Source organism: Thalassolituus oleivorans MIL-1 (assembly GCF_000355675.1).
In the GTDB taxonomy this organism is placed as follows: Bacteria; Pseudomonadota; Gammaproteobacteria; order Pseudomonadales; family Oceanobacteraceae; genus Thalassolituus; species Thalassolituus oleivorans.
In genome coordinates this window covers 3,859,796-3,882,332 of the sequence record NC_020888.1, presented here as the reverse complement: position 1 = coordinate 3,882,332, position 22,537 = coordinate 3,859,796, and the positions used below count along the sequence as shown (strand labels likewise).

Annotated in this window: 17 protein-coding genes; 13 read left to right on the top strand and 4 right to left on the bottom strand. The window is 48.0% G+C overall.

Annotated elements, in window-relative coordinates; genetic code table 11:
- Positions 1-55: 55 nt before the first annotated feature.
- Complete coding sequence (locus tag TOL_RS17815; protein WP_015488774.1) at positions 56-961, top strand: LysR family transcriptional regulator; 906 nt, start codon at positions 56-58, stop codon at positions 959-961.
- An 18-nt stretch (positions 962-979) separates the two neighbouring features.
- Here the strand turns inward: TOL_RS17815 and cynS are convergent, their stop codons facing one another.
- The 3 genes from cynS to TOL_RS17800 form a co-directional block, all read right to left on the bottom strand.
- Entirely contained in the window at positions 980-1,420 is a 441-nt protein-coding gene (gene cynS / locus TOL_RS17810; RefSeq protein WP_025266601.1) for a cyanase, read from the bottom strand.
- A 180-nt stretch (positions 1,421-1,600) separates the two neighbouring features.
- Positions 1,601-4,042 carry a putative bifunctional diguanylate cyclase/phosphodiesterase gene (locus TOL_RS18595; RefSeq protein WP_015488772.1) on the bottom strand — a complete coding sequence of 814 codons (2,442 nt, stop codon included), beginning with the start codon at positions 4,040-4,042 and terminating at the stop codon, positions 1,601-1,603.
- The gene (locus TOL_RS17800) at positions 4,039-4,992 is read right to left on the bottom strand and encodes an ABC transporter substrate-binding protein (RefSeq protein ID WP_015488771.1); all 954 of its coding nucleotides are present in this window, start codon (positions 4,990-4,992) and stop codon (positions 4,039-4,041) included. Before TOL_RS17800 ends, TOL_RS18595 begins: the two co-directional genes overlap by 4 nt.
- Before the next feature lie 174 nt (positions 4,993-5,166).
- Between TOL_RS17800 and TOL_RS17795 the strand changes: the two genes are divergently transcribed.
- The 8 genes from TOL_RS17795 (at position 5,167) to TOL_RS17760 (ending at position 17,000) form a co-directional block, all read left to right on the top strand.
- Positions 5,167-5,400 (top strand): hypothetical protein, encoded by a 234-nt coding sequence (locus TOL_RS17795; protein WP_015488770.1) that lies wholly within the window; start codon positions 5,167-5,169, stop codon positions 5,398-5,400.
- Positions 5,401-5,532: 132 nt separating this feature from the next.
- A complete protein-coding gene (locus TOL_RS17790) occupies positions 5,533-6,996 on the top strand; it encodes a circularly permuted type 2 ATP-grasp protein (RefSeq protein WP_015488769.1) in 1,464 nt (487 codons plus the stop codon).
- Positions 6,996-7,931, top strand: a complete 936-nt coding sequence (locus TOL_RS17785; protein ID WP_015488768.1) for an alpha-E domain-containing protein — start codon at positions 6,996-6,998, stop codon at positions 7,929-7,931. Before TOL_RS17790 ends, TOL_RS17785 begins: the two co-directional genes overlap by 1 nt.
- Positions 7,932-7,955: 24 nt before the next feature.
- Positions 7,956-11,333 carry a transglutaminase family protein gene (locus TOL_RS17780; protein WP_015488767.1) on the top strand — a complete coding sequence of 1,126 codons (3,378 nt, stop codon included), beginning with the start codon at positions 7,956-7,958 and terminating at the stop codon, positions 11,331-11,333.
- A gap of 57 nt (positions 11,334-11,390) precedes the next feature.
- On the top strand, positions 11,391-13,919 hold the full coding sequence (locus TOL_RS17775) for a circularly permuted type 2 ATP-grasp protein (protein ID WP_015488766.1): 2,529 nt from the start codon (positions 11,391-11,393) through the stop codon (positions 13,917-13,919).
- The gene (locus TOL_RS17770) at positions 13,919-14,797 is read left to right on the top strand and encodes a transglutaminase family protein (RefSeq protein ID WP_015488765.1); all 879 of its coding nucleotides are present in this window, start codon (positions 13,919-13,921) and stop codon (positions 14,795-14,797) included. The genes TOL_RS17775 and TOL_RS17770 overlap by 1 nt, the downstream gene beginning before the upstream one ends.
- A 154-nt stretch (positions 14,798-14,951) precedes the next feature.
- Complete coding sequence (locus TOL_RS17765; RefSeq protein WP_041588554.1) at positions 14,952-15,818, top strand: hypothetical protein; 867 nt, start codon at positions 14,952-14,954, stop codon at positions 15,816-15,818.
- A gap of 21 nt (positions 15,819-15,839) precedes the next feature.
- A complete protein-coding gene (locus TOL_RS17760; RefSeq protein ID WP_015488763.1) occupies positions 15,840-17,000 on the top strand; it encodes a hypothetical protein in 1,161 nt (386 codons plus the stop codon).
- 205 nt (positions 17,001-17,205) lie between these two features.
- Here TOL_RS17760 and argH read toward each other — a convergent pair whose 3' ends face one another.
- Positions 17,206-18,603, bottom strand: a complete 1,398-nt coding sequence (gene argH / locus TOL_RS17755; RefSeq protein WP_015488761.1) for an argininosuccinate lyase — start codon at positions 18,601-18,603, stop codon at positions 17,206-17,208.
- A 190-nt stretch (positions 18,604-18,793) separates the two neighbouring features.
- On the opposite strand from argH, the gene TOL_RS17750 reads away from it, so the two are divergent.
- The 4 genes from TOL_RS17750 (at position 18,794) to TOL_RS17735 (ending at position 22,507) form a co-directional block, all read left to right on the top strand.
- A complete protein-coding gene (locus TOL_RS17750) occupies positions 18,794-19,873 on the top strand; it encodes a sensor histidine kinase (RefSeq protein ID WP_015488760.1) in 1,080 nt (359 codons plus the stop codon).
- Entirely contained in the window at positions 19,870-20,595 is a 726-nt protein-coding gene (locus TOL_RS17745; protein ID WP_015488759.1) for a LytR/AlgR family response regulator transcription factor, read from the top strand. The genes TOL_RS17750 and TOL_RS17745 overlap by 4 nt, the downstream gene beginning before the upstream one ends.
- Positions 20,596-20,784: 189 nt before the next feature.
- Positions 20,785-21,726: a hydroxymethylbilane synthase gene (gene hemC, locus TOL_RS17740; protein ID WP_015488758.1), complete on the top strand. Its 942-nt coding sequence runs from the start codon at positions 20,785-20,787 to the stop codon at positions 21,724-21,726.
- On the top strand, positions 21,707-22,507 hold the full coding sequence (locus tag TOL_RS17735; RefSeq protein WP_015488757.1) for a uroporphyrinogen-III synthase: 801 nt from the start codon (positions 21,707-21,709) through the stop codon (positions 22,505-22,507). The genes hemC and TOL_RS17735 overlap by 20 nt, the downstream gene beginning before the upstream one ends.
- The last annotated feature ends 30 nt before the right edge of the window (positions 22,508-22,537 follow it).

The window sequence follows — 22,537 nt, the reverse complement described above, 5'->3', positions numbered from 1 at the left end:
GAGTAGCAACAGGGGCATAATGAATTCGTTGTATAGATGAATTTGGGTCGCTTTCATGCAGAATATTAATATATCTCGGGTGGATTTGAATCTATTCGTTATCTTCGATGCTATTTATCGCGAAGGAAATCTGACTCGAGCCAGTGAACAGCTGAACCTTTCCCAACCCGCGGTAAGTCATGCCCTTGCTAGATTGCGGGAGCGCTTCAATGACCCATTGTTTGAACGTTCGGGTAAAGGCATGGCGCCGACGCCGTTAGCTAAGGCGATTATTGGTCGCGTAAGAGCTGCGCTTCAGGATTTGGAGTCCACACTGACAGAAGGCTTGGCGTTTGATCCGCGTTTGGCCACTCGTATATTCACGATGGCGAGTCGTGATGTCATGGAGGCTGCTGCTTTACCCCAGTTAATGCAACGCTTGCAGACCAGTGCTCCGCAGGTGCAATTGCGCAGCTTACGCGTTGCTCGCAAAGATATGGAAAGTGCTTTGGCTAGCGGACAAATCGATTTTGCCGCAGATGTATTGTTGCCGGTCTCTGATCAAATCCGTCATCAAGCATTGGGCAGTGAAACGCTGGTTGTCGTTATGCGACAGGGTCACCCGCTAGCTTCTAATCGGCTAAATCTGGATGACTATGTGAATAGCCGTCATATTTTAGTGTCTAGTCGGACTGAGGGGCAGGGTGTTGAAGATTTTGCGTTAACGCGATTGGGTAAGGTTCGGCAGGTTACTTTGCGCTGCCAGAACTACTACGCGGCGGTGCAAGTGGTAGCCAATACCGATTTACTATTAACGTTGCCGCGCACCTATGCCGAGCAGATGCAGGTTCAGACTGGGCATATTATTCAGCCATTGCCATTACCATTGGAGCCGTTAGAAATACATTTATATTGGCATGTTAAGTCGACCAGAGATCCAGCAGTCATGTGGATGAAAGAGCAAATGGTCGACTTATTTTAATATCCAGTTTTGCTAGAACTACCAGCTCTTATAAGGGAGGAATTTACCGTTCAACGTCAATAAAACGCGGTCGCCTTTCGGATCTTCAATTTTGTCAACTTCCATTGAAAAGTCGATGGCGCTCATGATGCCATCGCCGAATTTTTCCTGAATAACTTCCTTTAATGTTTCGCCGTATACGCCAACGACTTCGTACAAGCGGTACACCAAAGGGTCTGTAGGGACAGCTTGATCCCAAATCTTGGTCGGATAAGCTTTAAGAGCTGTGCAAACTTCTGTACCTAATCCTAGGTATTCGGTTATGGCTTCGGCCTTTTCTGCCGGAGCACTGTTCATTCCTAAACAAGCGGATGTCAGCCAAACTGGTGACATGCCAAGATCCTTACCAATCTTCTCCCAAGTTAAGCCTTTTTCCAGTTTGGCAGCGATGATTTGTTCGGTCATGGTAACTTTATCGATCATGTTGGACTCCGTTTGAATTCTAAATCCCATTGTCATTTTCGAACTGATACAGGGATTATTATTGTTTTAGCGCACCGTTATGGCGCAAAAAAGATCTAAACGTGACGGTTCAGCGCTTATTTCGTTAACCTAGAGTGTATTTAGCAATGCCAGTGCCAGAGATATGAGGGGGGCTTGTTAAACGTCTTGCTGAGAGCTGTGGTTGCGAATAAATTTGAGAAAATTTTCTTCGGTCAGTGGTCGGCTGAATAAATAGCCTTGAAAGGAATGACAGCCATGATTTGAAAGGTAGGCGCATTGATCATTGGTCTCGACACCCTCGGCAATAATATCCATTTTTAAGTTCTGACCGAGCTGAATAATAGAGTCAACGATACTAATGGGGGTCTTGGAATCAAGAATGTCCATTACAAATGAACGATCAATTTTAAGTTTGTTAATAGGAAGTCGCTGTAGGTAGCTGAGTGACGAGTAACCTGTACCAAAATCATCTAGCGCGAAAGTAAAGCCGAGTAGACTTAGAGCGCTCATTTTCTCACGAATGATATGTTTATCGCCCATAAACAATGTCTCCGTTAGTTCAAGCTCGAGTAACTTAGGGCATAGTTTGTGGTACCTAATCGCCTCGGTAATAAACTCTTCAAATTTTGGATCCATAAATTGCGCGGCGCTGATATTAATCGCTAAACGATTAAAACTAGTTGGTAATAATTCAGCATCGCGCCATTGCTTTAAAGTTCGGCAGCTTTCCATCACTAGCCATCGCCCCAATGGTAGGATTAAGTTCGTTTCCTCGGCGGCAGAAATAAATACGTCAGGACTAACCGATTGACCGCGATTTACCCAGCGGCACAACACTTCGGCACCAATGATATGGTTTTCATCATCAAGTTGGGGTTGGAATACCAAGGAAAAGGCGTTATCTAAGATTGCTTGGTGCAAGTCATTAAATAGGTGTAGCCGCTCTTTGGTTTTTTCTTGCATGCTGTGGTTATAAATACAGATTTGGCTGCGTCCAAGTGCTTTGGCGTGGTACATCGCGGTATCCGACTGGCGAATTAAATCACTCGCGGTAATACCGTCGTGAGGGAAGCAAGCGATGCCGATACTGGCGGATAAATGGAAGCTATTCACATCAATTGTAAATGGCTCTTTAATGGCAGACAAAATCTTCATACCGAGAGCTTCGGCATTTTTACTTGCTAATAACTCTGTCGTTGCCAGTTCACCGCTTAATACTAAAAATTCATCACCGCCCAATCGAGCGATAAGATCTTGGTGATCTGTCGTCGATTTAAGACGGGCAGCAATATCAATGAGGAGTTGGTCCCCTATCGGATGTCCAAGCGAATCATTAATATTCTTGAAGTGATCTAGGTCGATAAATAACACGGCCCCCCAGCTGGATTCTTGCTGAGATTGCACTATTTTTTGCTCAATACGATCTAATGCTAAGCGCCGATTGGCGAGTTCCGTTAGTGGATCAAAGTTAGCCTGATATTCAATCAGCTCTTGCTTGAGTTTAATATCGCTAATATCTCTAACTAACCAGAGCACTCCGCGTGAGATATCGTGATTTTCTTGATCAATAAGCGGAACCATGCGTGATTCGAAAAAAACATTATCATGGCGAAACTCATGAATCACTAATTCGCGCGTATCAATCGCGCGTTGTTTATTTTCTTCTAACAGTGCTACTTCAGATAGATTGACCCACGCGGTAAATGGGGTATCAATTAAGTCTCTATTTAAACGGTCGACTGAGCTCGCGCTACTACCAAAGCGGCCACGAATAATACCATTACTGTCTACCACAAAGGCGATATCAGGAAAGCCAAGTGTGAAAGCGCTATTAAGCATATGCTGCTGTTCGATCTGGCGCATGGAGTGTTTTAAATGGATGCTAAGTCCATTAAATGCATTTTCTAGATAGACAAATTCTGTTGATGTATGGGTTTTGATTGTGTCCCCCATTCGGCCTTCTTGCAGTAACTTAGTGAAGGTCACAAGTCGTTGCAAAGGTTCTAATACATGCTGGCGAACTATATGGCTCTGACCTAATTGATAGAGAACCATCATGGCTACGACGATGGATATTTTTTGCAACAATCCTAGCAGCATAGCGTTGTAGTCTTGATGGGAGTCATAGTGGGCATACACCCAAGCGGCAGAGTTACTACGAGATTTGTTAGACCGAATTTGAATAGGTATTAATGCATAAAATTGATCTTGTTGACGTGATACCTGAAATATACGCAGCTTGGAATCGAGATCTTTTGCTACCAGATTGCGGTTAAATCGGTGACCGATATCTGCTCTGCTGGTAGCGAGTTGTACTTGCTTATCTTTTTCGTCAAACAGGGCCATATACAATAAATGAGGACGCGTTGCCATATTACTTAGGCTCTGATCCGCTTGGCTCCAATCATCGTTCAGTAGTTGTTGCTGCATCACAATACGCAGACTTTCCAGGTCGTACTGAATTTTGCTTTTCCAGTTTTCTTCAAATAGGTCTAGTCGGCTCTGGAAAAGAAAATAGCCAAGAATTATTGCAGTGACGCCAAGAGCCAATAATGACCAATACATGAGTAATCGACGGATAGAATAATGCCGCTTCATTTTGTTACCGAGATAAATTGGTCGGTAGTGAATCTCGAAAGCTCTGGTTTTCTGGATATTAGATGTTGCCGAGACATTAATTCGGCGAGCTCATTTGCAGTTCGGCTTAAATATGAATGCTCGCCTGATAATTGGCGGCGATTTTCTTCAGGGCTTGGGAATATTAGCTGGCTATAGACCTTGGGTAGTTGTTCGGGTGGTAGTCGCAGGCGTTGGTTAACTACAGTAAATGCATGCGAATCGTGCTCAATAATGAGCTTTCGTGCTTTGAAATAACCATCGATAACGCTACCTATTCGCTTATCTTGGTTGTTGACGAGCTGGCGGTTAAAGACAAGTACGTCGACGATTTGCCCGCTGATTTGTGAGCTGTCAAAGAGGACCTGAGCGCCAACATCCGCAAGCTTGGACGAATAAGGTTCAAATGTAACCATGGCATCGATGTCGTTACGGAGATAGGCATCTTCGTGGTTTGCCGGAGGGAGATACTCAATTTTAACATCTGAGGCGGATAGATTGGCGGCTTTCAGCAGTGAATCCAGCATCAGCGCCCCTACTGCGGTCGTTTCTGCTGCAATATGTTTCCCCCGTAAATCCACGAGCGATGTAATTTCTGGGCGAGCCATAACAACATCAGCACCATTGGATATGTCACAAACCATGACGACCACGAGATCTAACCCTTCCGCGGATAAGGTAATGACTTCGTCTAAGGTCAGTGCTGCCCCTTCCAGTTGTTCTAAACGAAGCGCATTCATCACATCCGTCGATGACGGTAACTCAATTAGCCTAATATCTTGATCTTTATAGTGACCAAGCTGTCGTGCTAGATAAAACGGTTCATAACCAGGCCAAACATTGGTACCAATACGCAGTGGTGCCTCGGTCGGCAAGCATGCTGCGACCAATCCGAGAGTAGCGATGGTTAACAATATCCATATGGCGCGCACTATGATCGAAAGCCCTAATGTTAATTATTCTCCACTGAGTCTAGCAGAGCTTGGTCAAATCGCCGGATGTTCAGCGCTGAGCCTGTTACGAATATGCACGACGTTTGGCTAATGGTATCTGGTAGTTATCTGTGGTCCGCTTGATAGGTTGTAGTACTAGGTTTAGGAGTTCATATGTCAGTTGTTGATAAAAATAATAATGAGGTGGACAGCTTAGGGTCGAGATTTGAGCGGGTTTTTTATCGGTACTTTGCATGGTTTCCGATTTTAACCCTTCCTATGTTGGTGTGGGACTTAATGGCTGCTGGTGACATGGCGCCAGGGCTGATCATAGGGTTGATTCATGCCGTGTTGGTTTTTCGATTCGTCAGTGTCAATAACGTCCCAAGCTGGTTTCGTAGAAAGTAGCAATATTTCTAATTACTACTGGCGAAAGACGACAAACTCAATCACAGTGTGCTCAACCCTTGCGGCTAGGCACCTTCGGGTGTTCTACTCATACGTTGATAAAGCTAAATTTAATTCCCGTCAGAGACTTCTATGCCAATCGATTGGAAGAAATACGAACTTCAGGAAAATTTCTTCGACGAGTTAATCAGCAGTCCGGGCAATGCTCGCCAACCTGCCCGTCAGCTCGTCAATTATCTAAGTTCCTTGTCAGAAGATGACATTAATTCGCGCAAAATAGCCGCCGACTCCACGATCAAAGATATGGGAGTTTCGTTCACTGTTTACACCGAAGGTGGGAACATTGACCGCGCCTGGCCTTTTGATATTGTGCCGCGCGTGATTTCTAAAGCTCAATGGGACAAAACAGCGGCTGGCTTAAAGCAGCGTTTGAAAGCCCTGAATATGTTTATTGACGATCTTTACCATGATCAAAACATTATTCGAGACGGCATTATTCCCGAGTTTATTCTCAAGCAATCAAAGAACTACCTTAAAGAGTGTGAGGGTGTGAGTCCGCGCTTCGGCGTTTGGGCGCATATTTGTGGCACTGATTTGGTGCGCGATTCTGATGGCCAGTTTTATGTGCTGGAAGATAACTTACGCGTGCCGTCGGGCGTGTCTTACATGCTAGAGAACCGCTCAATTATGAAGCGCGTTTTGCCTGAGGTGTTCGAGAAGGTCAATATTGCCCCTGTTGGTGATTATCCTGAGCATTTGTTCAATACTCTCGTGGCATTATCGCCACGCGATATTGCCAAGCCTGTGATCGTGGTTCTTACGCCGGGTATTTATAACTCGGCTTATTTTGAGCACGCGTTTTTAGCTCAACGTATGGGTGCAGAGCTGGTTGAAGGCAGTGACCTTGTTGTTCAAGATGATGATTGTGTTTATATGAAGACCATTGCCGGTCTTGAACGTGTCGATGTGATCTATCGCCGTATCGACGACTTGTTCTTAGATCCTGAAGTATTTGATCCAACATCGGTATTGGGCGTTGCTGGTTTAATGCGCGCTTGGAGCGCAGGTAATGTTGCGCTCGCAAATGCTCCCGGGGCAGGAGTTGCCGACGACAAAGTAGTGTACGCATTTGTGCCGGATATTATTCGTTACTATCTAAAAGAAGAGCCTTTAATACCTAACGTTGAAACCTTCTTGTGTTATGACGACGAGCAGCGCGCCTATGTGCTCGATAACCTCGATAAGTTAGTTGTGAAGCCGGCGAACGAATCCGGTGGTTACGGTATGTTGGTGGGGCCGCATTCGACTAAAAAAGAACGCGAAACCTTTGCCGAGTTAATTAAAGCGAACCCGCGTAATTATATTGCTCAGCCAACATTGGCATTATCGACCGCGCCGACGTTGGTGGGTAAAAACAAATTGGAGCCGCGTCATTTGGATTTGCGACCATTTATCCTGCAATCCAAAGACACCTATGTGACAACTGGGGGGTTAACCCGTGTTGCTATGAAAAAAGGCTCCCTGGTGGTCAACTCCTCCCAAGGTGGTGGTAGTAAAGACACTTGGATCGTAGATACCACAACGGGTAATCGCTAATGCTATCTAAAGTTGCTGAACGAGTTTATTGGGCTGCTCGCTATATTGAGCGCGTAGAAAGTACTGCACGCTTGGTCAATATTTATGACCAGTTGTTATTTGATATGCCGCGTCAGGTCAACTTCGGTTGGTACAACCTGATCGTGATTAATAGTTTGGAGCAAGACTTCAACGATCGTTACTCGGTGCGTGATGAGCGTAACGTGGTGAAGTTTTTATTGGGCGACGATACGAATCCCTGCTCAATTGTTAGCTCGCTACAAAGTATCCGTGAAAATATCCGCACCACTCGTGATGTTATTCCTGCGGAAGCTTGGGAGATGGTTAACGAGCTTACCCAGTTCGTGCAAGAGAACTTGAACCAAGGCATCAACCGCAGCAATCGTCATGAGTTTCTAGATCACGTGATTAAGGCCTGCCAGCAAATTGTCGGTCTGATGTTTGTGAACATGTCTCGTGATGAAGCGTGGGATATGTTAATGCTTGGGCAAAATATTGAACGTGCTGATATGACAACGCGTAACTTGGATGCCGCTATTGCAGCGATTTTACAAGTTGAAGACGATGAGTTTGCGGTTAACTCTCGGCAGATTATTTGGGCTAACGTATTGCGCTCACTTAATGCTGATCAACCGTTCCGTCGGGCAATGCGTTGCAGCATTAAAGGGGCGCCGGTTGTTCACTTTCTTTTAGCAGATGACCACTTTCCGCGAGCCATTACTTATTGCTTGAACACCATTATTGCGTCTGCCAAAGCCTTGCCTAAATCTAAAGATGTTAAGCGTGAAGCGGATGCCCTTCACAAGGTCGTCATTGCCAGTACCAACAGTGAATCATATGGGTCGTCGTTTCGTGACGATTTGAACGAGCTGCAGATAGCGATACAAAATTTGCACCAGCTCATTGGCAGAACTTGGTTTCTGTCAGAACAGTAGATACCCGTCGGGGCAGGAAACACCATGACCATTACCGTTGCTTTGCAGCATAAGACGTATTACGACTTTGATCGCCCAGTAAACTTGTCTGCGCACGTGGTGCGCTTACGTCCAGCGCCGCACTGCCGCACGCCAATAAAAAGTTATAGTTTGAAAGTAGAGCCAGAGCATTTCATTAACTGGCAACAAGATGCTTACGGCAACTTCTTAGCGCGTTTAGTTTTTCCTGAAAAAACCAAACGTTTAGCAATTGAAGTCGAAGTAATCGCGGATATGACCGTGATTAACCCGTTTGATTTCTTTATTGAAGACTACGCCGAAGAATTTCCATTTGCCTACGACAAACAGCTGCGTAAAGAGCTAAAAGCGTATTTGCATTGCGAAGAGCAAGGCCCACTATTCAAGAAAATGGTTGAAAGCATCACCAAAGAGAAGATGCGCACCATTGATTATTTAGTGACTGTAAATCAGAAAATTCAAAGCGCGCTAGAATACGGTGTGCGTATGGAACCTGGCGTTCAGTCACCCGAAGAAAGCTTAGAGCTGGCTAAAGGTTCGTGCCGTGATTCGGCATGGCTTATGGTGCAAGTGTTGCGTCATTTGGGTTTGGCGGCGCGTTTTGCTTCGGGCTACTTAGTGCAATTAACGTCGGATGAGAAGTCACTCGACGGTCCTTCTGGCCCGGAAGCCGATTTCACCGATTTACATGCTTGGTGTGAAGTCTTCTTGCCGGGAGCGGGTTGGGTCGGCATGGATCCAACATCCGGTCTCTTCGCCGGTGAAGGCCATATTCCATTGGCTTGTACCCCAGATCCAGTATCGGCAGCACCCATTAACGGTGCTACAGACAAATGTAAGGTGACCTTCAGCTATTCCAACGAAGTAACGCGTATTCATGAAGATCCGCGTGTGACTAAGCCGTATTCGGATGCCGAATGGGCGGATGTTTTAGCCCTTGGTGATAAGGTCGATGACCTTCTCGAAACCAATGATGTGCGCTTAACCATGGGTGGTGAGCCTACGTTTGTATCGATTGATGATATGGAGTCAGCGCAATGGAATACGGCGGCTTTAGGTAAAGATAAGCTAGCACTAGCGAAGACGCTATTACTGCGTTTGCGCGATCATTTTGCCCCGCAAGGCCTGCTGCATTACGGCCAAGGTAAGTGGTATCCGGGTGAAGAAGTACCGCGCTGGGCATTAGGCTTATTCTGGCGTACTGATGGCGAGCCAATGTGGCGCCGTCCTGAGTTGTTAGCGCGTGTCGATAAAGATTACGGTCATACCGAGAAAGATGCGGCTAAGTTTATAGATAAGCTGGCTAAGCGTTTGCGACTTGATGGCGAATGTATTCAAGCAGCCTATGAAGACGGTTTGCATTATCTGTTGGCGGAACAAAATCTACCGGTTGATTTCGAACTCAGTATTGCCAATGCGAAGGATGATCTTGAGCGTCGTCGTTTAGCGCGTGTGCTGGATAAAGGGTTAGATACCCCAAGTGGCTATGTGTTGCCAATAGATTGGGATATGTATTCAGAAGGCTGGCGTTCTAGCCCGTGGGAATTCCGTCGTGGTCGGTTAACCCTGATCCCTGGTGATTCGCCAATGGGATTGCGTTTACCGCTGGGTAGCTTGCCGCCGCCAACGGAAGATCAGCTTATTCAAGAAGCCGATGCGATGCGTGATCTTGCCCCTCTGGCGAGTCGTGATCAGATCATTCAGGCTTCTGCAAAGGGCCAAGTTGACGCTAAGCAAGCGACACCTAAGCATAGCGAGCAACCGAATCCAGCTGACGATAAAACGCCAGCTAAAGATCGCTGGAAGAATCTGGTTCGCACCGCTATGTGTGTTGAGCCTCGTGATGGCAAGTTGCATATTTTCTTACCACCACTGCCATATCTTGAAAGTTACATTCAGATCATGGCCCTAATTGAAGAAACGGCCGCTGAACTCAATACGCCGGTGATTATTGAGGGCTATGAACCGCCTCGCGACCCACGTTTGCAAAAATTGCTAGTAACACCAGATCCAGGTGTGATCGAAGTTAACATCCACCCTGCGAGTAACTGGCGTGAGATGGTTAGCAATATGACAGAGTTGTATGAAGCAGCGCGTCAAACTCGTTTGTGCGCGGAAAAGTTCATGCTTGATGGTCGCCATACTGGTACCGGTGGTGGTAACCACATTACGCTCGGTGGTAAAACGCCAGCCGATAGCCCTATGTTGCGTCGACCAGATTTGCTACGCAGCTTTGTTACCTATTGGCAGAACCATCCATCGTTGTCGTATCTGTTTTCTGGTGCCTTTATTGGCCCAACCAGTCAGGCACCGCGAGTCGATGAAGGCCGAGACGAGAACTTGTACGAACTTGAAATTGCCTTTGCGCAAATTCCAGAAGGCGAAGTGCCACAGCCGTGGTTAATCGATCGTCTGATGCGTAACCTTTTGATCGATTTGACCGGTAACACTCACCGCGCAGAATTTTGTATCGATAAGTTATTTGCGCCGGGCAGTCCTGCCGGGCGTTTAGGGTTGCTGGAATTCCGTGGCTTCGAAATGCCGCCGCATGGCCGCATGGCATTGGTTCAGGCTTTGTTGATTCGAGCACTGGTGATTCGCTTCTGGAAGAACCCTTACAAGCAGAAGCTAGAACGCTGGGGCACGCGTTTGCATGATCAGTTCATGCTGCCGCACTTTATTTGGGAAGACGTCAGCGAAGTTGCTAAAGACTTGCAAGCTCATGGTCTTGATTTCAAAGCAGAGTGGCTATTGCCATTCCGTGAATTCCGCTTCCCGCATTACGGCACAGCGACGCTGGGTGATATCCAGCTGGAGCTATGCTGGGCGGTTGAGCCATGGCATGTACTGGGCGAAGAAGTCTCAAGCTTTGGTACTGCCCGCTATGTGGATTCGTCGGTAGAACGCGTGCAGGTGAAAGTTACCGGCATGGTAGGTAGCCGCTACATTTTGGCCTGTAATGGTCGCCGTGTACCGTTACGTTCAACTGGTCGCAATGGCGAATTTGTGGCGGGTGTTCGTTATAAAGCATGGGCGCCGCCATCGTCATTGCATCCAACCATTGGTGCGCAAGCTCCGTTGGTCTTTGACTTGATCGATACATGGAATGGCCGCTCGGTGGGGGGGTGTGAATATCACGTCACTCATCCGGGTGGTCGTAGCTACGATACATTCCCGATCAATGCCAATGAGGCGGAATCGCGTCGAGTGAACCGCTTTGCTGAAATGAACCATACGCAAGGGGCCTATTCTCCGCGTCCGGACGTTGATGCCTTGCGTCAGTTCTTCCCGAAAACCGATCCTCGCCCGATGGCGCCTCCGCCTGAAGAGTCAACGGACGAATATCCACTGACTCTTGATCTACGGACGCCAATGGGAAGCTGAGAATGTTGGCTAGTTCTGACATAATGCAGATAACTTATTTATCTGCAGGCTTTCCTCATGTCCATTGATCCGGCTGTTATCTTGCCCGCCGGGCTGTCGTACCCACCTGTCGCCGGAAACGGCGATGAGGTGCGTGACAATGAGGGTAATATTCTCCCGCATTGGTCCTATCTTCTAGAAAGTATCGCAGAGCTTGGTCCTGAGGCCTTTAGCGAGCGCCAAGCGAAAGCATTGCGTATTCTGCGTGATGATGGCGCTACCTATAATATATACAGCGATGCTAAATCACCGTCCCGCATTTGGAATCTAGATCTTGTCCCCAATATCATCAGTAGTGATGAATGGGGGACGATAGAAGCTGGCTTACAAGAGCGTGGCGAGCTATTTAACTTATTATTACGCGATATTTATGGCCCCGGTAAGTTGTTGCGCCAAGGTATCATTCCAGCTGAAGCCTTGTTTAGCCATCGCGGTTTTTTACGTGCTTGTCATGGCATAACCGTTCCGGGCGAGCATGAGCTTATTTTGCATGGCGTCGACCTAATTCGCGATGACGATGGCAAGATGCTGGTCATTGGTGACCGTACACAGTCGCCAAGTGGGGCTGGTTATGCGTTAGAAAACCGTACCGTGATGTCTCGGGTGTTTCCGAGTTTATTCCGTGACAGCCACGTCCACCGTTTAGCCGCGTTCTTTCAGCAGCTGCGTAATAAACTGATTAGTTTGTCGCCGCATAGCAGCCGTTCACGCATCGCCGTGCTAACGCCCGGTCCGCGCAATGAAACCTATTTTGAGCATGCGTATCTTGCCAACTATTTGGGGTTTTATTTAGTTCAAAGCGATGACCTTGTTGTACGCAATGGCTTCTTATGGATGAAGTCCCTCGATGGTTTAAACCGCGTTGACGTATTACTGCGTCGCGTTGACGATTGGTACTGCGATCCGGTCGAGTTGCGCAGCGATTCACGTTTAGGTGTTGCCGGTTTATTAGAAGCCGTGCGTGCCGGTAATCTGATTGTTGCTAATCCGCTAGGTTCTGGCGTATTAGAAAATCCGGTATTTCTGCGTTATTTACCCGATATATCGAAAGCCTTACTTGGCCGTGAACTGCGTTTACCCTCGGTTCAAACGCATTGGTGTGGTGAGCCGGATGACCTTGCCTATGTTCTCGAACATTTACCTGAATTAGTTATTAAACCGATTTATCGCACCAGTGGCATAAGCAGTTCGGCTGGCGCATTGCTAACCCAAGCTGAGTTGGTTGAGTTGCGTTTACGTATTTTGGCGAATCCCGCTCAGTACGTTGCCCAGCCTGTGATGGCGGCTAGCTATTTACCTAGTTTTCAAGACAGTCAGTTATTGCCTCGCCCTGCGATTTTGCGCAGTTTCGCGGTCGCTAGTAATAATTCGTACAGTATTATGCCCGGTGGTTTAACCCGCGTGGGTGGTACTGAGAGTGAATTTATTATCTCTAGTCAAAGTGGCGCGAACAGTAAAGATACTTGGGTGGTTGCTTCTGAGCCTGAGCGTTTACTCGAAAGTAATTCGCGTGGCGACGATCTGCAGGTTCGCGAAGCCGAAAATATTAATTTGCCAAGCCGCGTGCTTGAAAATTTATATTGGATGGGACGTTATGCCGAGCGTGCTGAAGCGTCACTACGTATTTTGCGCACCACCTTTATGTTACTCAATGGTGAAGAGCCATTAACCCCGCGTCTGCGTCAAAAATTCCGCGCGGCGGTGGCTAAAGTCACCACGACGGTATTGGTTGGCGATTTAATCAGCGATCAAGATTTAGTGCGGCAGTTACAGGATGGCGCGGTACTGAGCAGCATTGCCAATAATCTTAACTCCATGCTGTTCTGTGCAGATGAAACCAAGGAATTATTATCGTCTGATACCTATCGGGTGATTAACGATATTCGTGATGCCTTAGCCGATTTAAATAGTACTTTCACGGTTGCGCGTTTGTCGGCACCGGAAGAAGCACTTGATCCTTTAGTGACAGCATTAATGGCGCTGTCGGGTTTAAATCATGAAAGTATGATTCGTGGTTTCGGTTGGCGCTTCATGGAATTAGGTCGTCGCTTAGAACGAGCAACGCAAAGCAGCGCCCTAATGAATTGCTTGTTATCCACTGTGTTGCCTGAGCCGGAACAGTCTCGCGTTAACGAAGCATTGCTATTAACCCTCGAAGGTTTAATTAGTTATCGTCGTCGTTATGGTGCCCGAACTGCAATTCAAACCAGTTTAGATCTCGTGCTACTGGATGGCGACAACCCGCGCTCTATTATTTATCAGTTAACTCAAATGTTAGCTCATGTGCGTAAATTGCCGAACTCAAAAGGGTATTTACACGAGCTACCACCGGCGGAACGCATCATGGTAGAAGGCAGTGCGCTTGTGCGACTGTCGTCATTAAATGATATGTGTGCTGATGTTGATGGTACGCGTTTACAACTTAAAAATGTGCTTACGGAATTAGAAGCCTTGTTGCTGCGAGCCAGTGATATGATTACCGACCGCTACTTTGATCACCGTGAACAATCTCAGCAGTTGGTCAGTAGTCAGTGGGAGGGTGTGTAATGCGCTATCGTATTCGTCATATTACGGAATACCGCTACGCCAATCGGGTATCGCATTGCTATAACTTAGCGCACATGATTCCGCGCAGCACACGTCGCCAGACTTGTATCAATAGCCGTATTGATGTGTCTCCGACAGTAGCGCAAGGAACACGCCGTACCGATTATTTTGGTAACAGTGCCTACCACTTTGAAATTCAAAAACCTCATCGCGAATTAGTGATTACTTCTAGCTGTGAAGTTGAAACGGGTTCGCAAATTGGCGATGCAAATTTGGATATTGGCCGTACTTGCGGAGAGGCGCGTAAACAGATGGCGCGTGCGCGTTCTGAGGACGTTATCCTTGCCCGTGAATATCAATTAGAGTCGTCAATGATTCGCGCCGATGATCAATTGCGCGACTTTGCTAAAGACTTATTTAGTGACGAGCGCCCATTACTAACGGCCGTGTCAGATTTAACTCAGCGTATTTTTGAAGAATTTACTTATTCACCGGCGGCCACGACGATAGCGACACCGATTGCCGAAGTAATGGCGAGCCGCAAGGGCGTTTGCCAAGACTTCGCTCACTTACAAATCGGTTGTTTGCGCGCGATGGGCTTTGCCGCTAAATACGTCTCAGGTTATTTAGAAACCTTACCGCCTCCGGGCCAAGAAAAAATGGTCGGTGCAGACGCGACACACGCGTGGCTTTCTGTTTATTCGCCGGGCGAGGGTTGGTTCGAATTTGATCCAACTAACAATACCATGGCGGGTGAACAGCACATTATTACCGCATGGGGGCGCGATTTTTATGATGTCACGCCATTGCGCGGCGTGATTTTTGGCGGTGGTAGTGATCCTGCAATGACCGTTTCTGTTGATGTAACACGGATTTGATTTGTGCTGTTGAAAAAAATAATAAAAACCCCGCGAAGTAGCGTAATGCTGTTCACTTAAGCGGGGCAGCCATTCTCATACCGCTTTCAGGCTGGAGTTCACGCTGGTATCATCGACAGCACTGCAACGCTGACTCAATTCTCACGGACGACTGATGCTTAAACGACTTTTTGCTACCCGCAAACACCCCTGTATGCCTGGGCTGAATACGCCAGAACAGATTAACGTCAACTTGTCGGGGTCTGTACTGTCGCTGAAGCTGCCACCCCATTACAGCTCGGATGGGTTTGAAGCACGTTGCGCCCCCATTGAGACAATGAACATCTACGATCCTAGCGGCTACAGTGGCGACCCAGTGGGTACCGCTGTATTTAACAGCAAGTGTTTCATAAGTCGTCGGTGGGAGATTTTTGGGCCGCTGACACAGCTTCAATTCGATGGCTTGATATCCTTTGTCGCCGTGGTGGAGCGCATCGACAGCCTCCCGGAAGGCATGAGTTGCTTTAACCCCAATCATTTTGAACAGGTGATTAACCGCCTGATATTTAAAATGGGGCCTGAGCAACCTGCTTTCGGAAAGAAAGTAGGCCCTGTAAACTGGCGTACCGAAGTAAAAAATGATTGTTTGTGGGTATGCTATGAGATGCGCAAAGCAGACGATGGTGACCCCAACTCATTTGCCCCTTCTCAGTTCTCAAGCTATGCGGTCACTCCACTGGATGATCATCACTATATCCGTTTGATGTTTCATAATCTGGGGTATAAACCCGCCGAATACTCCAACCGTTTTGTCAACAGCGTGCGCGATAAAGTGCTGAACTCCGTTACCCTGACACTGAGTGAGCACGCTCTGAAGAGAAAAGCCGACGTTCAGGCCCACTGGCCAGATGCCACAATGTCGCAACAACGCCCCCCCTACAACTGGATATACCCTGAGTGGCGGGACGGAGACACCAGTAAGGGCGAACTCCATACGGTCATTACCCGATACCATACTCAACCACCCGAATTTTACCTGTAGCTTTAAAGAAAGGATTGCCCTATGAACGGAAGCACTACCAATACCCCGTTAGTCGCCATTATCACCCAGCGTGACAGCAGCAATATCTGCCGCCCGGTGTATATGGCCGAAAAACAATACGAACAGTGGAAGTTCATTAAGCACAACCACAACGGCAATTATTACCTGACCAACTTAATGCGGGCACTGTACGATCTGGCGGCCTGTCCGGGCGGGCGCACCCATACTGCCACCCAGCAAAAGGTATTTGGACCCTTTATTATGCAATATAGCCTGGCACAGGCGGACCGTATTGAATTGATTGCCCTTAAAGTGGATCAAAGCCTCGTATCAAGTGAGCAGCAATCCTCCGGACTTTATCGTGCGGCATGGAGCCCGATAGGTAATGAATGGGCGACTCAAGATGGCCATAAAAAAAACATGGACTTAACCCACCAATGGAAAGGCGCTCATACGGCGGCGATTCCTGGGAAGTTTAAGAGGAAAGAGGACGCTGGAGAGATCATCGGTGACCACATCACCAAAGCCTATCGTGCGGCGTTCAGTGCGTCCGAGGTGCAGGCGCAGGGTAATCACTTTTCCTTGTTCTGGATGAACAACGAGTTTAAAGACCGCGCTCATGTCGAGAGCATCGTGTCCTTTATTCAGCAGGCAAAATTAAATAACGCCTCTGTGCGTTGGTTGATCCACGGTGAGGCCGCCGGTGTGTTTGTGGACGCAGTTAAATACCTGAATACCCAGCCACAAGCCGGGGCATTGAAAGACACGGCCAACAATCTGGCGAAACAGTCGGTCTTTTTCTCAAATCCACGTGGTAAAGACTGCCGCGAACAACAGTTAGAAGCGCTGTGCGAAAAAGTCGGTCTGAATTACGTGGGCACCAAAATCAACGACTTCGATATTCTGTTTAATGGCGATGCACGGGATAAGTTCTCTGATAAAGCGATCACCGCTGGCTCCATCATGGGCCTGAGTGGTGTCACAGGGTACGTTGGCTACACGGCACTTTCGAATGGTTTTAACGCGGTGATGGCTGGCAGCTCTATTGCCACCACTATGGTCGCTGGCACATCGGCGTATTTTTTAGCGAAAGATAAAGCCACTACGTTTGGCGGGTATGCCCGCAACCTACCGAAAGTCGTTTCTTCGGCATTTGGTAAGGGAAACCAGCAGTGGCATTGATGAACTAACGGATTTCAATGACGGATACGGGCTTGTGCGGAAAGCAGCAGAGCCAACTCAAGTCATTCGACGGGAATGTTCTGGGTAAAGGTTAACAGGTCTGAGAAGTTGATCTGTTGACGTAACACGGATTTGATTTGCGTTAATTGCATGAAATAAAAGACCCGCATAAGCGGGTCTTTTTCTACGATTGAGCTAGGCATTATTAGCCGCGAGTAGCGATTAAGTCCTTTGCTCGTAACGCCGCTGCACGCACTTGATCAGGCGCGGTGCCACCAATATGGTTGCGGGCTGCTACTGAGCCTTCCAGCGTTAATACTTCAAACACGTCGGCAGTAATTTCAGTCGAGAACTGCTGCAATTCTTCCAGTGACATTTCGCTTAGATCTTTGCCTGTGTTTAAACCGTAAGCCACGGCTTTACCAACAATTTCGTGGGCATCACGGAACGGAATGCCTTTACGTACAACGTAATCGGCTAAATCAGTTGCGGTAGAGAAACCACGCATCGCGGCTTCGCGCATATCATCCTTACGCGCAATTAAGTTCGGTGCCATATCAGCGAACGCGCGCAAGCTGTCGCGCAGGGTATCGGCGGCATCGAACAAAGGCTCTTTATCTTCTTGGTTGTCTTTGTTGTAAGCCAATGGTTGTGACTTCATCAGTGTTAATAGGCTCATTAGATGCCCATACACTCGGCCTGTTTTGCCACGCACTAATTCAGGTACATCGGGATTTTTCTTCTGCGGCATAATTGAAGAGCCAGTACAAAAGCGATCCGGTAAGTCAATGAAACGAAATTGTGCCGAAGCCCACAGTACTAATTCTTCTGAGAAGCGCGATAGATGCATCATGATCAGCGCTCCCGCACTGGTGAATTCAATAGCGAAATCACGATCCGATACCGAATCTAAGCTGTTTTCTGTTGGTGCATCAAAACCCAGTAATTCAGCGGTGTAATGGCGATCAATTGGGTAAGTCGTCCCAGCTAAGGCGGCAGCACCTAATGGCAACTGATTCATCCGTGCACGGCAATCCTGCAAGCGTGAATAGTCGCGCTCAAGCATGGAATTCCATGCCAGTAGATGATGACCAAAGGTGACTGGCTGCGCTGTTTGCAGGTGAGTAAACCCCGGCATAATGGTATCGGCTTCTTTCTCCGCCAATTCAATCAAGCCTTGTTGTAGACGCGTGAGTTCGGCGCTGATGCTGTCAATTTCGTCGCGCAGGTATAAGCGAATATCGGTGGCAACTTGGTCGTTACGTGAACGTCCGGTGTGCAGTTTTTTGCCTGTGATGCCAATTTTCTTGGTCAGGGCGGCTTCGATGTTCATGTGCACATCTTCTAACGCGACCGACCATTCAAATTCGCCGCGTTCAATTTCAATGCGCACTTCTTCCAGGCCACGCAAAATATCGTCGCGTTCTTGCTCGGTTAATACGCCAACTTTGCATAACATTTTTGCGTGAGCAATCGAGCCAAGGATGTCTTGGCGGTACATGCGGCGATCAAAATCCACCGACGCAGTAAAGCGGGCAACAAAGGCATCGGTCGCTTCGGTAAAGCGGCCACCCCAAGAAGCGTTGGTGGTTTGATCGGACATAGTGCACCTCATAAATCAGAATAAACGGCGTGGAGGATAAAGAATGGCGCGAATTATAACCGTTTGGCAGCCCAAATGTCGCCGTTTGTGCAGCTTTGCTTGCCAGTGTGCTTGCTGCTGAGGCGCAGGCACGACAGACTAGCGCTAACCTAATGATGGTTGGCTCGAATAAACAGCAAAAGGCACCCGCGTGAATCGTCTTGCTCACATAGAACAACAGCGCTTATTAGAAAGTTTTTTCCTGCCGGATCTTTGTAATGCTCGGGCGATTCTTATATTGCTCGTAGTGACAGAAGGTCTGGTTTTGGCGCTCACTTTGGTAGAAAGCGGGCTTACCAGTTTTTCGATTCCTCGCTTTGCCTTGGTGTCATTCTTTGTGCAGTGGGTGGCTTTGTTATCGGTCGCTATCTTATGCCAATCTCGTACATTACTTGTGCGCCTGCCAACGTGGGGGGCTAGTGTATTAGCGATGGCTATTATTCAGCTCGTGACTTTACTCGTGTCGATATTGGGCGACTTTATCTGGCCGCAGTACATTCAAACCATCGACTGGTCTTGGATTATGCGCAATATGCTCGTTAGTGGCATTTTTGCCGCGATGGGACTGCGCTACTTTTATGTGCAAAGCCAGTGGCGTTTGAAAACTCAGGCAGAATTAAAGTCGCGTCTAGCGGCACTGCAAGCGAATATTCGTCCGCATTTCTTTTTCAATACACTCAATACCGTTGCCTCCTTGATCGTGATTGATCCTGAGAAAGCTGAGCGTATGTTACTTGACCTTGCACAGCTTTTTCGGGCGGTATTAAAGGGCGGCGATACCCCGACCTCTTTGGCTGAAGAAATCGCATTGGGGCAAGGCTATTTAGACATTGAGCAAACGCGTTTAGGTGAACGGTTAACGGTGGTTTGGGAATTGCCTCACAGTCTGCCGGATGTGAAAGTGCCACAATTGATGTTGCAGCCTATATTGGAAAATGCCGTATATCACGGCATTCAACCTTCCATCGATAATGGCGAAATCTGTACTTCACTAACGCATGTTAGTCGTAGCAAGGCGAGTAATGGTGAGCCAGGTTGGTATATTAAAGTGAGCAACACTAAGCAAGCCGGCCCGACGACGACACAGGGGAATCGCATTGCCCAGCAAAACATTAAGGCACGCCTAGACGCTCAGTTCGTTGGACGAGCGAAGCTAGAAATAGAAGATCTAGGGCAGCGCTATAATGTCAGCATATTCATACCAGATGATTCGCATGAGGAGGCGACATGAGTTATCGAGTGCTGCTAGTGGACGATGAGCCATTAGCTCGCGAACGGTTGAAGCGTTTATTGCTAGAGCATAGTGATTTTCAATGTGTAGGTGAGGCCGCCAATGGTCTTGCTGTATTATCGTGGCTGAGTCAATTTCAGGCGGATGTTGTGTTGATGGATATTCAAATGCCCGGCATGGACGGTCTAGCCGCAGCGGCAGAGATTGCACAGCTTGCCAACCCTCCGGTCGTGATATTCTGCACGGCTTATGACGAACATGCGTTAGATGCGTTTCGAGTAAACGCCGCAGACTACTTGCTTAAGCCTATTCGTAAAGAAGATCTCGCGCGCGCACTGAAACGAGCGGCCGAACGACTTGGCAGTGCGATACCTATGCCTATATCGAGTGCAGCTCGAACTCACATCAGTGCTAAAACGCATGCCGGTTTACAGTTAATACCCGTTTCTTCGATCTTCTATTTTAGTGCAGACCAAAAGTACGTTAGCGTGGTTCATTCCCAAGGTGAAACCTTGATTGATGATTCCTTACGACAACTTGAAGATGAATTCGGTGAGCAGTTGATTCGTATTCATCGCAGCACTTTAGTGACGCGCCAAAGTATCGAGCGATTAGAAACAAATGACCATGGTGCCGTTCTGTATTTACGTGGATTGGAGCAAGGGCTGTCGGTCAGTCGCCGTCACCTACCTAGCTTACGTAAGATTATGAAGCAGCTTTAACGGCTGCTTGTCCCCCCTTCCGTTTCGCCCCAACCACTCTTACTAGGCCACAACCTAGGTCTTAATAGGTAAAACTGGGTGAGGATTTCTGCAAATCCTCGCTGCCTGCTATCATGCCGCCAACGACATTCACTGGCCGCCGGGTAATTGGTGGCGCTACACGCGGAATTTATCCGCATTAGGATGGTTATGACATCGGTACAGACCCTGCGTATTGCGACGCGCAAAAGCCCTCTTGCCTTATGGCAGGCAGAGCATATTAAAGCGCGTCTGATTGAACTGAACCCCGGCTTGGAAGTTGAGCTAGTGACCTTCACGACTCAAGGCGACAAGATTTTAGATGTTCCGCTAGCCAAAATTGGGGGGAAGGGTCTGTTCGTTAAAGAATTAGAAGTCGCTATGCTGGATGGTCGCGCTGATATCGCCGTTCATTCCATGAAAGACGTGCCGATGGAATTTCCTGAAGGATTAGAGCTTGGCATTATTTGCGCGCGCGAAAATCCCCTTGATGCCTTCGTTTCTAATCATTACAAAACCATTGAAGAGTTGCCTCACGGGGCGGTTGTTGGTACTTCGAGTTTACGCCGCCAGTGCCAGATTCAGCAGCAGCGCCCAGACATAGTGATTAAAAGCTTACGCGGTAATGTGCAAACGCGTTTAGGCAAATTGGATGCTGGTGAATTTGATGCCATTATTCTGGCAGCAGCAGGCTTGCTGCGCATGGAAATGGATGAGCGTATCGCAAGCTTTATTCCTGCCGAGCAATCGCTACCTGCAGGTGGCCAAGGTGCCTTAGGCATTGAATGGCGAGCCAATGACAGCGCCGTTCACGATTTGATAAACCCCCTGCACGATGACAACACTGCCAGCTGTGTGTTGGCCGAGCGCGCTTTGAATCGCCGCTTACAGGGTGGCTGCCAAGTGCCTATCGCCTGCTATGCCGAACGTACCGGTGAGAAAATTCACCTGCGTGGTTTAGTTGGCAGTGTCGATGGTCTACAAGTTTTACGTACAGAGTGTGAAGGTGTCGCTGGTGATGCCGAAGCAATGGGCATAAAGGCCGCAGAGGACCTGTTGGCTCAGGGTGCGGGTGCTATTCTCAGCGCCGTTTATGGCCACGAGGTTAAGTAGTTTGGCTAAGTTTGATCGCCGTGTCGTCGTGGTCACGCGTCCGCGCGATCAAGCGGATGAGTTGATTACCGCTATTGCAGCGATGGATATCGAAGTTCGTCATCAACCTTTGATTGATATTGTGCCCTTTGCTGACGATAGCAGTGGCGCTAGTCAGCGCTTGCGCAGTCAGTTTTTAGATATTGATCACTATGACGCTGTGATTGCGATAAGCCAAAATGCGGCAGAGTGCGGACTTGACTGGTTAGATCGATATTGGCCGCAATGCCCTGTTGGTATTGCATGGTACGCCGTTGGGCCAACAACAGCAGATGCATTGCGGAATTCCGGCATGATCGTCTCTATGCCAGAGACTCGTTTTGATAGTGAGGGCTTACTTGCCGTTGCTGGATTGCAAGAAGATGCCATTCGCGGGCGTAAGATTCTAATTTGGCGCGGCGTCGGCGGGCGTGAAACCTTAGCCGAAGTGCTGCGTGCACGAGGTGCTGTCGTTGAATACGCTGAATTGTATGAGCGCACTCAAGTGCCATACAGCCAAGCGCAGTGGCATGAAGTTTTAGAGGAGAAACCACTATTACTGTTAAGTAGTGGTCAGGCACTGGATATTGCCGAACAGCAGGTAACTGATCTTGCTCAGCAGGTTGCGGGCATATTGGTGCCGAGCGAACGTGTAGCCGAGCGCGCAAATAGCGCAGGTTACGCATGTGTACTGGTTGCGGCCAGTGCTCGTAACGAAGATACTTTAGCCAGCCTTAGGGCATGGTATTCAGCAGATGAATGACGGAGACCTCTGGGTTTCATAAGAAAGGAA